Source organism: Nocardioides astragali, from assembly GCF_024436375.1.
GTDB classification, from domain to species: Bacteria; Actinomycetota; Actinomycetes; order Propionibacteriales; family Nocardioidaceae; genus Nocardioides; species Nocardioides astragali.
The window spans coordinates 184,703-198,331 of the sequence record NZ_JAFMZM010000006.1 but is presented as its reverse complement, the minus strand read 5'-3'; the positions used below and the strand labels follow the sequence as shown (position 1 = coordinate 198,331).

23 protein-coding genes are annotated in these 13,629 nt (G+C 68.8%); 2 read left to right on the top strand and 21 right to left on the bottom strand.

The window, feature by feature from the left end:
* From rplF to J3P44_RS20400, 18 genes are all read right to left on the bottom strand, one after another.
* Entirely contained in the window at window positions 1-543 is a 543-nt protein-coding gene (gene rplF / locus J3P44_RS20485; protein WP_255892320.1) for a 50S ribosomal protein L6, read from the bottom strand.
* A 32-nt stretch (window positions 544-575) separates the two neighbouring features.
* Complete coding sequence (gene rpsH, locus J3P44_RS20480; protein ID WP_255892319.1) at window positions 576-995, bottom strand: 30S ribosomal protein S8; 420 nt, start codon at window positions 993-995, stop codon at window positions 576-578.
* Window positions 996-1,082: 87 nt separating this feature from the next.
* Complete coding sequence (locus J3P44_RS20475; RefSeq protein WP_011757321.1) at window positions 1,083-1,268, bottom strand: type Z 30S ribosomal protein S14; 186 nt, start codon at window positions 1,266-1,268, stop codon at window positions 1,083-1,085.
* A 1-nt stretch (window position 1,269) separates the two neighbouring features.
* Window positions 1,270-1,854: a 50S ribosomal protein L5 gene (rplE, locus tag J3P44_RS20470; RefSeq protein ID WP_305122727.1), complete on the bottom strand. Its 585-nt coding sequence runs from the start codon at window positions 1,852-1,854 to the stop codon at window positions 1,270-1,272.
* Between the two features lies 1 nt (window position 1,855).
* Window positions 1,856-2,197: a 50S ribosomal protein L24 gene (rplX, locus tag J3P44_RS20465; RefSeq protein WP_255892318.1), complete on the bottom strand. Its 342-nt coding sequence runs from the start codon at window positions 2,195-2,197 to the stop codon at window positions 1,856-1,858.
* Between the two features lie 15 nt (window positions 2,198-2,212).
* Window positions 2,213-2,581 carry a 50S ribosomal protein L14 gene (gene rplN / locus J3P44_RS20460; protein ID WP_056599693.1) on the bottom strand — a complete coding sequence of 123 codons (369 nt, stop codon included), beginning with the start codon at window positions 2,579-2,581 and terminating at the stop codon, window positions 2,213-2,215.
* Between the two features lie 122 nt (window positions 2,582-2,703).
* Complete coding sequence (gene rpsQ / locus J3P44_RS20455) at window positions 2,704-2,988, bottom strand: 30S ribosomal protein S17 (RefSeq protein WP_255892317.1); 285 nt, start codon at window positions 2,986-2,988, stop codon at window positions 2,704-2,706.
* Window positions 2,985-3,230: a 50S ribosomal protein L29 gene (gene rpmC, locus J3P44_RS20450; protein ID WP_305122726.1), complete on the bottom strand. Its 246-nt coding sequence runs from the start codon at window positions 3,228-3,230 to the stop codon at window positions 2,985-2,987. Before rpmC ends, rpsQ begins: the two co-directional genes overlap by 4 nt.
* On the bottom strand, window positions 3,230-3,649 hold the full coding sequence (gene rplP / locus J3P44_RS20445) for a 50S ribosomal protein L16 (RefSeq protein ID WP_135838849.1): 420 nt from the start codon (window positions 3,647-3,649) through the stop codon (window positions 3,230-3,232). Before rplP ends, rpmC begins: the two co-directional genes overlap by 1 nt.
* Before the next feature lie 4 nt (window positions 3,650-3,653).
* Window positions 3,654-4,463: a 30S ribosomal protein S3 gene (rpsC, locus tag J3P44_RS20440; protein WP_255892316.1), complete on the bottom strand. Its 810-nt coding sequence runs from the start codon at window positions 4,461-4,463 to the stop codon at window positions 3,654-3,656.
* Window positions 4,463-4,918, bottom strand: coding sequence for a 50S ribosomal protein L22 (gene rplV / locus J3P44_RS20435; RefSeq protein ID WP_255892315.1), 456 nt, complete (start codon window positions 4,916-4,918; stop codon window positions 4,463-4,465). The genes rpsC and rplV overlap by 1 nt, the downstream gene beginning before the upstream one ends.
* A complete protein-coding gene (gene rpsS, locus J3P44_RS20430; RefSeq protein WP_091109718.1) occupies window positions 4,915-5,196 on the bottom strand; it encodes a 30S ribosomal protein S19 in 282 nt (93 codons plus the stop codon). Before rpsS ends, rplV begins: the two co-directional genes overlap by 4 nt.
* Window positions 5,197-5,201: 5 nt before the next feature.
* Window positions 5,202-6,038, bottom strand: coding sequence for a 50S ribosomal protein L2 (gene rplB, locus J3P44_RS20425; RefSeq protein ID WP_255892314.1), 837 nt, complete (start codon window positions 6,036-6,038; stop codon window positions 5,202-5,204).
* A gap of 25 nt (window positions 6,039-6,063) precedes the next feature.
* A complete protein-coding gene (gene rplW, locus J3P44_RS20420; protein ID WP_091198294.1) occupies window positions 6,064-6,369 on the bottom strand; it encodes a 50S ribosomal protein L23 in 306 nt (101 codons plus the stop codon).
* Window positions 6,366-7,241 carry a 50S ribosomal protein L4, sunset domain variant gene (gene rplD / locus J3P44_RS20415; protein ID WP_255892313.1) on the bottom strand — a complete coding sequence of 292 codons (876 nt, stop codon included), beginning with the start codon at window positions 7,239-7,241 and terminating at the stop codon, window positions 6,366-6,368. The genes rplW and rplD overlap by 4 nt, the downstream gene beginning before the upstream one ends.
* 2 nt (window positions 7,242-7,243) lie before the next feature.
* Complete coding sequence (gene rplC / locus J3P44_RS20410) at window positions 7,244-7,921, bottom strand: 50S ribosomal protein L3 (RefSeq protein WP_255892312.1); 678 nt, start codon at window positions 7,919-7,921, stop codon at window positions 7,244-7,246.
* Window positions 7,922-7,929: 8 nt separating this feature from the next.
* Window positions 7,930-8,238 (bottom strand): 30S ribosomal protein S10, encoded by a 309-nt coding sequence (gene rpsJ / locus J3P44_RS20405; RefSeq protein ID WP_008360994.1) that lies wholly within the window; start codon window positions 8,236-8,238, stop codon window positions 7,930-7,932.
* Between the two features lie 379 nt (window positions 8,239-8,617).
* Window positions 8,618-9,436 carry an alpha/beta hydrolase family protein gene (locus J3P44_RS20400; RefSeq protein ID WP_255892311.1) on the bottom strand — a complete coding sequence of 273 codons (819 nt, stop codon included), beginning with the start codon at window positions 9,434-9,436 and terminating at the stop codon, window positions 8,618-8,620.
* Window positions 9,437-9,484: 48 nt separating this feature from the next.
* Here J3P44_RS20400 and J3P44_RS20395 point away from each other — a divergent pair, with 48 nt between their 5' ends.
* Both J3P44_RS20395 and J3P44_RS20390 read left to right on the top strand, forming a co-directional pair.
* Complete coding sequence (locus J3P44_RS20395; RefSeq protein WP_255892310.1) at window positions 9,485-10,198, top strand: tetratricopeptide repeat protein; 714 nt, start codon at window positions 9,485-9,487, stop codon at window positions 10,196-10,198.
* A gap of 41 nt (window positions 10,199-10,239) precedes the next feature.
* On the top strand, window positions 10,240-10,626 hold the full coding sequence (locus J3P44_RS20390; protein WP_255892309.1) for a hypothetical protein: 387 nt from the start codon (window positions 10,240-10,242) through the stop codon (window positions 10,624-10,626).
* A gap of 5 nt (window positions 10,627-10,631) precedes the next feature.
* On the opposite strand, the gene trmB is transcribed toward J3P44_RS20390, so the two are convergent.
* The 3 genes from trmB to J3P44_RS20375 all read right to left on the bottom strand — a co-directional run bounded on the left by trmB (window position 10,632) and on the right by J3P44_RS20375 (window position 13,464).
* On the bottom strand, window positions 10,632-11,357 hold the full coding sequence (gene trmB / locus J3P44_RS20385) for a tRNA (guanine(46)-N(7))-methyltransferase TrmB (RefSeq protein WP_255892308.1): 726 nt from the start codon (window positions 11,355-11,357) through the stop codon (window positions 10,632-10,634).
* Window positions 11,358-11,617: 260 nt separating this feature from the next.
* Window positions 11,618-13,009, bottom strand: a complete 1,392-nt coding sequence (locus J3P44_RS20380; protein WP_255892307.1) for an aspartate aminotransferase family protein — start codon at window positions 13,007-13,009, stop codon at window positions 11,618-11,620.
* Complete coding sequence (locus J3P44_RS20375) at window positions 13,006-13,464, bottom strand: Lrp/AsnC family transcriptional regulator (RefSeq protein ID WP_255892306.1); 459 nt, start codon at window positions 13,462-13,464, stop codon at window positions 13,006-13,008. The genes J3P44_RS20380 and J3P44_RS20375 overlap by 4 nt, the downstream gene beginning before the upstream one ends.
* Window positions 13,465-13,629: the final 165 nt, after the last annotated feature.

Below are 13,629 nucleotides of genomic sequence, written 5' to 3'. Positions count from 1 at the left end.
TCACTTACCGGCCTTTCCGACCTTGCGGCGGATGTGCTCGCCGGAGTAGCGCACACCCTTGCCCTTGTAGGGCTCGGGCTTGCGCAGCTTGCGGATCTTGGCCGCGACCTCACCGACGAGCTGCTTGTCGATGCCGACGACGCCGAGCTTGGTCGGGCCCTCGGTGGTGAAGGTGATGCCCTCGGGCGCGTCGAAGACGATGGGGTGCGAGTAGCCGAGCTGGAACTCGAGCTGCGTGGGGCCCTTGGGCAGCACGCGGTAGCCCACGCCCACGATCTCGAGCTTCTTCTCGTAGCCCTCGGTGACGCCGACGACCATGTTGTTGATCAGGGTGCGGGTCAGCCCGTGCAGCGAGCGGCTGTTGCGCTCGTCGTCGGGGCGGTTGACCGAGAGGACGCCGTCCTCACCCTTCTCCACCACGATGGGTGAAGCCACGGTGTGGCTCAGCGTGCCCTTGGGGCCCTTGACGGTGACCGTCGCCTCGTCGATGGCAACATCGACACCGGACGGGACCGGGATGGGGAGCCTGCCGATACGCGACATGCTTGTTTCTCCTTCTGGTCTAGTAGTCCGGATTACCAGACGTAGGCGAGGACTTCTCCGCCCACGCCCTTCTGGTTCGCCTGGCGGTCGGTGAGCAGGCCCTGGCTCGTCGAGATGATCGCGACGCCGAGGCCACCGAGGACCCGAGGCAGGTTGGTGCTCTTGGCGTAGACGCGCAGGCCGGGCTTGCTGATGCGGCGGACGCCGGCGATCGAGCGCTCCCGGTTGCGGCCGTACTTGAGCGTGACGGTCAGCGTCTTGCCGACCGAGGGCTCGCCCTCGGCGGTGACGTTGTCCTGTACGTCGTAGGAGGTGATGTAGCCCTCCTGCTTGAGGATCTCCGCGAGGCCGGCCTTCATCTTGCTGTAGGGCATCGACACGGCGTCGTGGTACGCCTGGTTGGCGTTGCGCAGACGCGTGAGCATGTCTGCGATCGGGTCAGTCATCGTCATGATGTGGTTCTTTCTCGTCGTGGTTTCGAGCGGCGCGCGGCCGGTTCGACCTTCAACGTGTTGAGGTGGTGAGCGAGGAGACCGTGGTCACCAGGAGGACTTGGTGACGCCGGGCAGCTCGCCGCGGTGGGCCATCTCCCGCAGGCAGATGCGGCACAGGCCGAACTTGCGGTAGACGGCCTTCGGACGGCCGCAGCGCTGGCAGCGGGTGTAACCGCGGACAGCGAACTTCGGCTTGCGAGCGGCCTTGACCTTGAGGGCAGTCTTCGCCATGTCAGTTCTCCTTGAACGGGAAGCCGAGCTGCTTGAGCAGTGCGCGGCCCTCGTCGTCATTGGTGGCGGTGGTCACGACGGTGATGTCCATGCCGCGGGACCGGTCGATCTTGTCCTGGTTGATCTCGTGGAACATGACCTGCTCGGTGAGACCGAAGGTGTAGTTGCCGCGCCCGTCGAACTGCTTGGGCGAGAGGCCGCGGAAGTCACGGATGCGGGGCAGCGCCAGGGAGAGCAGGCGGTCCAGGAACTCCCACATCCGGTCGCCGCGCAGCGTGACGTGCGCACCGATCGGCATGCCCTCGCGCAGCTTGAACTGCGCGATGGACTTGCGGGCCTTCGTGACGGCCGGCTTCTGGCCGGTGATCGCGGTGAGGTCGCGGATGGCGCCCTCGATCAGCTTGGAGTCGCGAGCAGCCTCACCGACACCCATGTTGACCACGATCTTGGTCAGGCCGGGGACCTGCATGATGTTGGCGATCTCGAACTCGGAGCGCAGCGCGGGGATGATCTCCTCGCGGTAGCGCGCCTTGAGACGCGGGATCTCGGTCGTCGGGGAGGTGGTCTCCGAGGTGGACTGGGTCATCTCAGATCTCCTTGCCGGTCTTGCGGGACACGCGGACCGAGCGGCTGGCGGTGTAGGTCGAGCCGTCGGGACGGCGCTTGGTGACCTCGTCGCGGCGGAAGCTGACGCGGGTGACGCCGTCACCCTCGACCAGCATCACGTTGGAGACGTGGATCGGCGCCTCCCGGGTGATGATGCCGCCGGTCGTACCGGTCTGCTGCACGGACTTGGTGTGGCGCTTGACGAGGTTGACCCCCTCGACGATCACGCGGTCCTCCTCGCGGAGCACCGTGATGACCTTGCCCTGGGCACCCTTGTCCTTGCCTGCGATCACCTTGACGGTGTCGCCCTTCTTGATGTTCATGTGCTTACCCATCTCTCACAACACCTCCGGGGCGAGCGAGATGATCTTCATGAACCGCTTCTCACGCAGCTCTCGACCCACGGGGCCGAAGATGCGCGTGCCACGGGGCTCGCCGTCGTTCTTGAGGATGACGGCGGCGTTCTCGTCGAAGCGGATGTAGGAACCGTCGGCGCGGCGACGCTCCTTGACGGTGCGTACGACCACGGCCTTGACGACGTCGCCCTTCTTGACGTTGCCACCGGGGATCGCGTCCTTGACGGTGGCGACGATGACGTCACCGATGCCGGCGTAGCGACGGCCAGAGCCACCGAGAACACGGATGCAGAGGATTTCCTTCGCACCGGTGTTGTCGGCGACCTTGAGTCGCGACTCCTGCTGGATCATTGGTTTCTCCTGGTTGTCGAGCTGGTTCTCACGCCCTCGCGGGGCGGGAGCCTGGCCGAACTGGTGGGGTTCTTCGCTGGGTGGACCTGGGCGGGGCGAGCGGGGCTCACCTCACCGATGGATCACTTGGCCTTCTCGAGGACCTCGACGAGGCGCCAGCGCTTGGTGGCGGACAGCGGACGGGTCTCCATGATCAGGACCCGGTCGCCGATGCCGCAGGTGTTGGTCTCGTCGTGAGCCTTGAGGCGCGACGTCTTGCGCAGGACCTTGCCGTAGAGGGCGTGCTTCACGCGGTCCTCGACGGCGACGACGATGGTCTTGTCCATCTTGTCGCTGACGACGAGGCCCTCACGGACCTTGCGCTGGTTGCGCTGCTCGGTGGTGTCCTGGTCGTTGGTGTCGCTCATGCCTTCGCCTCTTCAGTGTTCGCGCCCGGCGTGGTGCGGATCCCGAGCTCGCGCTCGCGGACCACGGTGTAGATGCGGGCGATGTCCTTCTTGACCGTGCGGAGCCGGCCGTGGCTGTCCAGCTGGCCGGTGGCCGCCTGGAACCGGAGGTTGAACAGCTCCTCCTTGGCCTCGCGCAGCTTCGCCTCCAGGTCGGTGGCGTTGAGCTCGTCGAGCTCGTGGGCGTTCAGCTTGGTAGCCATCAGAATTCACCGGCCTCTCGGGAGATGAACCGGCACTTCATCGGAAGCTTGTGCATCGCGCGGCGCATGGCCTCACGAGCAGTCACCTCGTCGACACCGGAGAGTTCGAACATGACGCGGCCGGGCTTGACGTTGGCAACCCACCACTCGGGGGAGCCCTTGCCGGAACCCATGCGGGTCTCGGCGGGCTTCTTGGTCAGCGGGCGGTCCGGGTAGATGTTGATCCAGACCTTTCCACCACGCTTGATGTGACGGGTCATGGCGATACGAGCCGACTCGATCTGTCGGTTGGTCACGTAGTGACCCTCGACCGCCTGGATGCCGAAGTCACCGAAGGCCAGCGAGGTGCCGCCCTTCGCAACGCCACGGCGCTTGGGGTGGTGCTGCTTGCGGTGCTTGACGCGACGGGGCATCAACATGAGGTCAGGCCTCCTGTCCGGCGCTCGGTGCTGCCTCGACAGCCGGGGCGTCGGTGCCCTCGGTGCGAGGAGCGCGGTCGCCGCGCGAGCCACGGCTCGGGCGGTCGGCGCCACGGGTGGTGGGACGGCCGCCGCCGCGACCGGGGGCACCGGCGCGGGCGGCCTGCTGGGCCTGGCGCTCGGCACGGGTGCCGGCGACCTCGCCCTTGTAGATCCAGACCTTCACACCGATGCGGCCGAAGGTGGTCTTGGCCTCGTAGAAGCCGTAGTCGATGTCGGCACGGAGGGTGTGCAGGGGCACGCGGCCCTCGCGGTAGAACTCCGTACGCGACATCTCGGCGCCGTTGAGACGACCCGAGCACTGGATCCGGATGCCCTTGGCACCCGAGCGCATCGAGGTCTGCATCGCCTTGCGCATCGCGCGGCGGAACTGCACACGACCCGAGAGCTGCTCGGCGACACCCTGGGCGACCAGCTGCGCGTCGATCTCGGGGTTCTTGACCTCGAGGATGTTGAGCTGGACCTGCTTGCCGGTGAGCTTCTCGAGCTCGCCGCGGATGCGGTCGGCCTCGGCGCCTCGGCGACCGATCACGATGCCGGGACGCGCGGTGTGGATGTCCACACGGACGCGGTCACGGGTGCGCTCGATCTCGACCTTGGAGATGCCGGCCCGCTCCATGCCCTTGGAGAGCAGCTTGCGGATCGCGACGTCCTCGCCGACGTACGACTTGTAGAGCTTGTCGGCGTACCAACGGCTCTTGTGGTCGGTGGAGATGCCCAGGCGGAAGCCGTTCGGGTTGATCTTCTGGCCCATCAGGCACTCCTTCCGTTCTTCGTGGCACGGCCGTTCTTGCCCTGCTTGGCGGTGGTCAGCGCGTCGGCCGGCTGCACCGCGAGGGTGATGTGGCTCGTGCGCTTGTTGATGCGGGTGGCACGGCCCTGGGCACGCGGACGCCAACGCTTCATCGTCGGGCCCTCGTCGACCATGGCGACGGAGAGGACGAGGTCGGCCCGGTTGAGGCCCTCAGTCGTCTCCGCGTTGGCGACGGCGCTCTCCAGCACCTTGTAGACGGTCTCGGAGGCGGCCTGCGGCGCGAACTGCAGCAGGGTCAGGGCCTCGTCGACCTGGAGGCCGCGGACCATGTCGACGACACGGCGGGCCTTCATCGGGGTGATCCGCACGTAGCGTGCGCTGGCGAACGCGCCCGGCTGGTCGCCGAGCAGCGACTCGCGGCGCGCACTGGTGCGGCTGCGCTCGGTGGTGCTCATCGACGGCGTCCCTTCCGGTCTTCCTTGACGTGCCCGCGGTAGGTGCGGGTGGGGGCGAACTCCCCGAGCTTGTGGCCGACCATGGAGTCGGTCACGAAGACAGGGACGTGCTTGCGACCGTCGTGCACGGCGATGGTGTGACCGATCATGTCGGGCACGATCATCGACCGGCGCGACCAGGTCTTGATGACGTTGTGGCTGCCCTTCGCGTTCTCGGCGTCCACCTTCTTCTGAAGGTGGTCGTCGATGAAGGGGCCCTTCTTCAGGCTGCGAGGCATGTCGGTTACTTCCTACCCTTGCCGGACTTGCGACGACGGATGATCTGGGAGTCGCTGGCCTTGCGCTTGCGCGTACGGCCCTCGGGCTTGCCCCAGGGGGAGACGGGGTGGCGACCACCGGACGTCTTGCCCTCACCACCACCGTGCGGGTGGTCGACCGGGTTCATGACGACACCGCGGACGGTCGGGCGAACGCCCTTCCACCGCATGCGGCCGGCCTTGCCCCAGTTGATGTTGGACTGCTCGGCGTTGCCGACCTCACCGATCGTCGCGCGGCAGCGCACGTCGACGAAGCGCATCTCGCCCGAGGGCAGGCGCAGCGTCGCGCGGCTTCCCTCGCGGGCGACCAGCTGGGCGGAGTTGCCGGCCGAGCGGGCGATCTTGGCGCCGCCGCCCGGACGAAGCTCCACGCAGTGGATGGTCGTACCGACCGGGATGTTGCGCAGCGGGAGGTTGTTGCCGGGCTTGATGTCGGCGTTGGGACCGGCCTCGACGGCCGTGCCCTGCTCGAGGCCCTTGGGCGCCACGATGTAGCGCTTCTCGCCGTCGGCGTAGTGGAGCAGCGCGATGCGAGCGGTGCGGTTGGGGTCGTACTCGATGTGAGCGACCTTGGCCGGCACGCCGTCCTTGTCGTAGCGACGGAAGTCGATGATGCGGTAGGCACGCTTGTGACCGCCACCCTTGTGACGGGTGGTGATCCGGCCCTGGTTGTTGCGGCCGCCGTTCTTGGGCAGCGGACGCGTCAGCGACTTCTCGGGCGTGGTCCGGGTGATCTCGACGAAGTCGGCCACCGACGAGCCACGACGGCCCGGGGTGGTCGGCTTGTACTTGCGGATAGCCATTATCAGTTCCTAGTCAGGAGCCCGGTCAGGAGACCGGACCTCCGAAGATGTCGATGCGGTGGCCCTCGGCGAGGCTGACGATCGCGCGCTTGGTGTTGGGGCGCTTGCCCAGGCCGTACTTGGTGCGGCGCGTCTTGCCCTGGCGGTTGATGGTGTTGACCGAGGTGACCTTGACGTCGAAGACCTTCTCGACCGCGATCTTGATCTCGGTCTTGTTGGCGTCCGGGTGGACGATGAAGGTGTACTTGTTGGCGTCGAGGAGGCCGTAGCTCTTCTCCGAGACGACCGGGGCGATCAGGACGTCGCGGTGGTCCTTGTGCAGGGTGCTCACTTGTCGTCCTCCTTCTTCTCGTCACGGGTCAGGCCTGCGGCCTCGGCGTCCTCTGCGGACTTGAACCAGAAGTCACCAGCGGCGTCGTCGTAGCCCGCGTCGCCCTCGAGGAGGTAGACACCCGACTGCTTGCCGAGGACCTCGTGGCCCTTGGGGGCCTTGCCGCTCTTGAGCGGAGCCTTGGCGCCTGCCGGCAGGGCCGGGGCGTCGGCGGGCGTCTCGTCCTTGGCGGGCTTCTCAGCCGCCACGGGCTTCTCGACCTTGGTCGTGGAGGCAGATGCGCCGCCCACGAAGGCGTCGTAGGCACCCTTGGTGAAGACAATGTCGTCGGCGTTGAGCACGTCGTAGGTGTTGAGCTGGTCGACGGCGACGATGTGGACCTCGGGCGCGTTGCGCAGCGAGAGCCAGGTGATCGCGTCGGAGCGCTCGAGCACCACGAGGTAGCCCACGCGGTCGGTCAGCGAGACGAGCGAGGCCAGCGCGGCCTTGGTGGAGGGCTTGTCGCCCGACACGAGGGCCTCGACCACGTGGACGCGGTCGTTGCGGGCCCGGTCGGAGAGGGCACCGCGCAGGGCGGCGGCCTTCATCTTCTTGGGGGTGCGCTGGTCGTAGCTGCGCGGCTGCGGGCCGTGGACGACGCCACCACCGGCGAACTGTGGCGCGCGGGTCGAGCCCTGGCGGGCGCGGCCGGTGCCCTTCTGCTTGTAGGGCTTGCGGCCACCACCGCGCACGTCGGCGCGGGTCTTGGTGGCGTGCGTGCCCTGACGAGCAGCAGCCTGCTGCGCGACGACGACCTGGTGGATCAACGGGATGTTGACCTCGACGTCGAAGATCTCGGCAGGCAGATCAACCTTGACGGTCTTGACAGCCATGCTCAGGCCTCCTTGCCAGAAACGGCGGTGCTCTTGGCGGCCGAGCGGAGGACCACGAGACCACCTCGGGGGCCGGGGACGGCGCCCTTGAGGAGGATGAGTCCCTTCTCGGCGTCGACGGCGTGGACCGTCAGGTTCTGCGTGGTGACCGTGTCGTTGCCCATGCGGCCGGCCATGCGCGTGCCCTTGAACACGCGGCCCGGCGTGGCGCAGGCACCGATGGAACCCGGCTTGCGGTGGTTGCGGTGGGCACCGTGCGAGGCGCCGACACCGTGGAAGCCGTGGCGCTTCATGACGCCCGCGAATCCCTTGCCCTTGCTGGTGCCGGTGACGTCGATCTCCTCGCCGGCGGCGAAGGTGTCGACACCGAGCTCCTGGCCCACCGTGTAGGTGGCGGCGTCAGCCGTGCGGATCTCGGCCACGTGGCGGCGCGGGGTGACCCCGGCCTTGGTGAAGTGACCGGCCTCGGGCGAGTTGACCTTGCGGGCCTCGATCTCGCCGTAGCCGACCTGGATGGCGTTGTAGCCGTCCACCTCGGGCTGGCGGACCTGGGTGACCACGTTGGTGCTCGCGGCGATCACGGTCACGGGGACGACCTTGTTGTTCTCGTCCCAGAGCTGGGTCATGCCGAGCTTGGTGCCCAGCAGGCCCTTCACGTTGCGTTCGAAAGTCTTTGCCATGTCGCGCCTCAGAGCTTGATCTCGATGTCGACACCGGCAGGCAGGTCGAGACGCATCAGCGAGTCGACGGTCTTCGGCGTCGGGTCGATGATGTCGATCAGGCGCTTGTGGGTGCGCATCTCGAAGTGCTCGCGGGAGTCCTTGTACTTGTGGGGCGAACGGATGACGCAGTACACGTTCTTCTCGGTCGGCAGCGGCACAGGGCCGGCGACCTTCGCACCCGTACGGGTGACGGTGTCCACGATCTTCCGCGCCGAGGTGTCGATCACCTCGTGGTCATAGGCCTTGAGCCTGATGCGGATCTTCTGTCCCGCCATAGGTCTCTCTCGTCCTCTTCGATCTCGTACGCCTGGTCTGTTTCGGCACTCGACCCCCGGTGGGCCTGTGCCGCCTGTCTCTCCTCCACCCTCCGACCCCCGCGGTCGGGCGTGTCGCGCATGTTTCTCGCGACACTTCCCGCCTGGGAAGTGGTGCAGCTCTGGGTGGCACCCGACGGTCGTCGGATCTGGTCGGGTCTCCGATCAAGAGTTCTTGATCCGGTGCGGCGCACACAGACGACTGTTTCGATCAAAGGAGACGCGATTCAGAAGTCAAGGTTGCCGCACCCCGGCGACCCGCCGGAGCAACCGGAACATCTTGGCAGACACCGCACGCCCACGCCAAATCGCAGCGGGGAACGGGGCCGAGCCGAGCTGGTCAGGCCCCGGGCCGGCCCTCCGCCAGGTCCAGCAGGCGGCGACCGATGCGGGTCAGGGATCCGTTGACGGGGTCGACGAGCAGCTCCCAGCCATGGCCGTTCCTGCCCGCCACGAAGGGTACGCCGGCGGACCGAGCCAGGTGCGCGGCGGCATCGAAGGCCTGCTCACCGTCGCTCGGTGCCATCACCACCAGGCCGTCGGGCGGGAGCGCCGTGGCGAGCGTGACCAGCCGGACCCCATCCCATGCGGAGGGCCCGGACACGTCGGCCCACCCGTCGACGTCGGCGCCCCGGGCGACCGCGATGACGGTCAGCGACCCGCCCATCGACGTACCGAGCAGGACGACCCGCTCGGCGCCGAGGTCACGCCGGGCGAGGTCGATCGCTGCGCTCACCTCGTTGAGCGCGTCCGCGTCCTCCTCCTGGGTGCACACGGACTCGCCGTAGCCGCACGGGTTGACCAGGAGCGAGGTGAGCCCGGTCTGCTCGGCGGCCGCCGCGGCCCAGCGGCCCCATCCGCACATCCCGCCGACCTGCGGCAGTAGGATCGCGACCCGGTCGTTGGTGTCCGGCCCCATGCGGGCAGCCTCGATGTCGCCGCCAGTCCTGCCCCGGAGGGTCAGCGCCTCGAGCGGCGCGTCCTCGGGGATCGCGGAGAGGCAGCGCTCGCGCAGCGCCTCGGTCGCACCTGTGGTGGCATCGGTCGTCGGGGTCCTGCTGTCGTCGGCCGCGGGCGACCCGCCGGTGCCGGTGCATCCCGCGCACAGGGCTAGCGCGGCCAGCAGCGGCGCTCCCACGCCTCGTCCCGGCACTCGCACGCGACGAGGATAGGGGGACCGACGCCTGTCGAGCCCTAGGATCCGGACATGCCGACCGACCTGCGGCACGTCTGGGACTTCGAGGACCCGGCGGCCAGCGAGCAGCGCTTCCGGGACCTCGCCGCCACGACGGCAGAACCCGTGGCGACGCACGCGTGGACGCAGGTGGCGCGGGCGCTCGGGCTCCAGGAGAGGTACGACGAGGGGCACGCGGTGCTGGACGACCTGGTCGCCGGCGACGCCGAGTCGCGGGTGCGCGTCGAGCTCGAGCGCGGGCGCCTGCTGCGCTCGGCCGGCAGCTCGGCGGCTGCGCGGCCGCGCTTCGAGGCGGCGGCCGGAGCTGCTGCGCGGGCCGGGCTGGAGGAGCTCGAGGTGGACGCCCTGCACATGGTCGCCCTGGTGGTCGAGCCGACCGAGCAGCTGGCGGCCCAGCACGCGGCGCTCGCCCGCGCCCGCACGGCCTCGGCGAGGGCTGCGCGCGACTGGGACGCCTCGATCCTCAACAACATCGGCATGTCGCACGCGGACGCCGGCGACCACGGGGCCGCCCTCGCCGCGTTCGAGGACGCCCTCACCGCCCGCGAGCGGATCGGCGACGACGCGCGCACCCGGGTCGCCCGGTGGATGGTGGCATGGTCGCTGCGACACCTCGGCCACACGGAGAGGGCGCGGGAGATGCAGCTCGCGCTGCGGACCGAGCTCGACGCCCTCGGGGAGCACGACCCCTACGTCGACGAGGAGCTGGGCATCCTGGGCGGCTAGCACTGCTTGCCGTAGGCCGCGGGCGGACCTACCGTCGAAGGATGGCCGGGGTGGTCGCGCTCGTCCTCTGCACGCTGATGCTGGGCATCGCGTTCGGCGCGTTCCTGTGCCAGGACGAGATCTCGCGGGTCCACCGTCGGGTTCGGGAACGCCTCTCGCCGTCACCGGTGGCTCCGGACGGTCCCGCGATCGAGGACGTGGCTCGTGCGCTGCGGCGGCTGCACGCCGAGGTGAGGGCACCCGAGCCGGGCACCACGATGGCCAAGCGACGCGGTGCCGCAGCAGCGTACGAGGACCTCCTGATCCAGGCGGCCCAGGCGCTGGGCGTGCCCGACACGTTGAGCGACGTGAGGGAGGGGCCCGACCACGAGGCCGAGCGGCTACGCCTCGAGCACGTCCTGCGCGAAGCCGGACTGGTCATCGACTGAGGCGTTCAGGCTGACCGTCGGTAGAGGAAGTCGGTGATCTCGCGACCGACCTCGACCCCCTTGCGCTCGAAGCGCGTCACCGGGCGCTCGGCCCAGCGCGGCACCTGACCGCCCTCGAGAGTGGGCTCGGCGTCGAGGACCTCGGCCATCTGCTCGGCGTAGTCGGCCCAGTCCGTGGCCAGGCGCCACGCGCCGCCCGGCACGAGGCGGGAGGAGATGAGGGCGGCGTTGACGGGGTTGACCAGGCGGCGCTTGTGGTGCTTGGTCTTGCGCCACGGGTCGGGGAAGAACGTCCAGACCTCGGCAAGGCTGGCCGGGGCGAGGAGGTGCTCGAGCGACCACACGGCGTCGACCGAGCAGAAGCGGACGTTGTCGGCGCCCGCCTCGGCCACTCGCCACAGCGAGTCGGCCACGCCGGGGAGCCAGACCTCCAGGGCGAGGACGTTGTGGTCGGGACGCGCGGCCGCCAGGACCGCCGTCGCCTCCCCGACCCCGGACCCGATCTCGACGATCAGCGGCGCGTCGCGCCCGAAGCGCTCGGTCAGTGAGAAGTCGGGCCGGTCGACGGCCTCGTCGGGAATGACCCAGTCGGCCTGGTGCGCGGCCCACGCCTCGGCCTGTCGGGGGGTGAACCGGCTGCCCCGGCGCGAGTAGGTCAGGACCTCGCGCATGCGACGCCCGTCGTCGGTGAGCTTGTGGTGCGGGCGGGCAGGGCGTACGGCGTCGTTCACTGGCTTATTGTCGCTCGCTCCGCTCGCGAGTGCTCGGCGCCCCGGCTGTTGGGCGCTCGCTGCGCACCGATGACCTTCCTTCGTGCCAGGCGGTCGGACTGCCTCAGCCACAGCGCACCCCGCCCGACGTCGTCTGGACTGACGAGCGAGCAAGCGTGACGAGCGCAGCGAGGCAGCGCCGTCGAGCGAGGAGGGAAGACGACGTCTTCAGGGGCGGGGAGCACGCGCGAGCGGAGCGAGCGCCAAAAGCACAGCGCCATCTACAGGTGGTCGAGCGCCCCGGTCAGCACTGAGCGCAGCCGCTGCTCGATGTCGTCGAACTCCGGCTGGCCGATGATCAGCGGCGGCGCGAGCTGGATGACCGGGTCGCCGCGGTCGTCGGCGCGGCAGTAGAGCCCCGCCTGCCACAGCGCACCCGAGAGGTAGCCGCGCAGCAGGCGCTCGGACTCGGCGTCGTCGAAGGTCTCCTTGGTCTCGCGGTCCTTGACGAGCTCGATGCCGTAGAAGTAGCCGTGTCCGCGGACGTCGCCGACGATCGGGATGTCGAGCAGCTTCTCGAGCGTCGCCCGGAAGGCCGGCCCGTTCTGCTGGACGTGGTCGACCAGGCCCTCGCGCTCGAAGATGTCGAGGTTGGCCAGGGCCACGGCCGACGAGACGGGGTGGCCACCGAACGTGTAGCCGTGGGCGTACGCGGTCGTGCCGGTCTTGAACGGCTCGAACAGCCGGTCGCTGGCGATCATCGCGCCGATGGGCGAGTAGCCCGAGGTCATGCCCTTGGCGCAGGTGATGATGTCGGGCTGGTAGCCGAACTCGGCGGCGCCGAACATCTCCCCCACCCGGCCGAAGGCGCAGATGACCTCGTCGGAGACGAGCAGTACGTCGTACTGGTCGCAGATCTCGCGGACCCGCTCGAAGTAGCCCGGCGGGGGCGGGAAGCAGCCACCGGCGTTCTGCACCGGCTCGAGGAACACGGCGGCGACGGTGTCGGGACCCTCGAACTCGATCGCCTCCGCGATCCGGTCGGCGGCCCACCGGCCGAACGCCTTCTCGTCGTCGCCCAGGTAGTCGGGGCGACGGTAGAAGTTGGTGTTGGGCACCTTGTGGGCGCCCGGGACCAGCGGCTCGAACATCTCCTTCAGCGGGGGGATGCCGGTGATGGACAGCGCGCCCTGCGGCGTGCCGTGGTAGGCGACGGCCCGGGAGATCACCTTGTGCTTGTTGGGCTTGCCGGTGAGCTTGAAGTACTGCTTGGCGAGCTTCCAGGCCGACTCGACCGCCTCGCCGCCGCCGGTGGTGAAGAAGACGCGGTTGAGGTCGCCCGGGGCCATCGCGGCGATCCGGTCGGCGAGCTCGACGGCGCGCGGGTGGGCGAAGGACCACAGCGGGAAGAACGCCAGCTCCTTGGCCTGCTTGGCGGCCGCCTCGGCCAGCTCCTCGCGGCCGTGGCCGACCTGGACCACGAACAGGCCGGCCAGGCCGTCGATGTACTCGCGGCCGTGGCTGTCCCAGATCTTGTGCCCCTCCCCCTTGACGATGAGCGGCATCTCGCCGCCCTTCTCGTAGGTCGAGTGCCGCGTGAAGTGCAACCACAGGTGGTCGCGACCGGCGGTCTGGTAGTCGAAGGACTCGCCCTCGAACGATGGGAGGCTCATCTCGTTCCCCAGTTGTAGTGCTGCTTGTTGAGCTTGAGGTAGACGAAGGTCTCCGAGGAGACCACTCCCTCGAGCTCTCGGACCTGACGGATGACGTCGAGCAGGTGCGGATCGTCCTCGCACACCACCTCGACGAGGAGGTCGAAGCTGCCGGCCGTCGTCACGACGTAGTCGACCTCGGTGAGCTCGGCGAGCCGGTCCCCCACCTTCGTGAGGTCGCCCTCGGTGCGCACGCCGATCATCGCCTGGCGGGTGAATCCCACCTGGGTCGGATCGGTGACGGCGACGATCTGCATGATCTCGGAGTCGAGCAGCTTCTGGACCCGCGCGCGGGCAGCGGCCTCCGAGAGACCCACCGCCTTGGCGATCGCGGCATAGGAGATGCGGCCGTCCTCCTGGAGGAGCTCGATGATCCGCTTCGCGGTCGCATCGAGGCGCACAGCTCCGTCGTTCATGCGGCCCATGGTGCTGTGCCGGGCCCCGGGTCCGCAACCCGTCGAACGCGGATTCCGCAATTCCACGCGGCGATTTCCGCGATTCCCGCACTTTCTTTGCCGTTCGCTATGGCGATCGGTCCGTCTCCCGTCCTACTCTCCCTTCACCGCACTCGACCGGAAGGA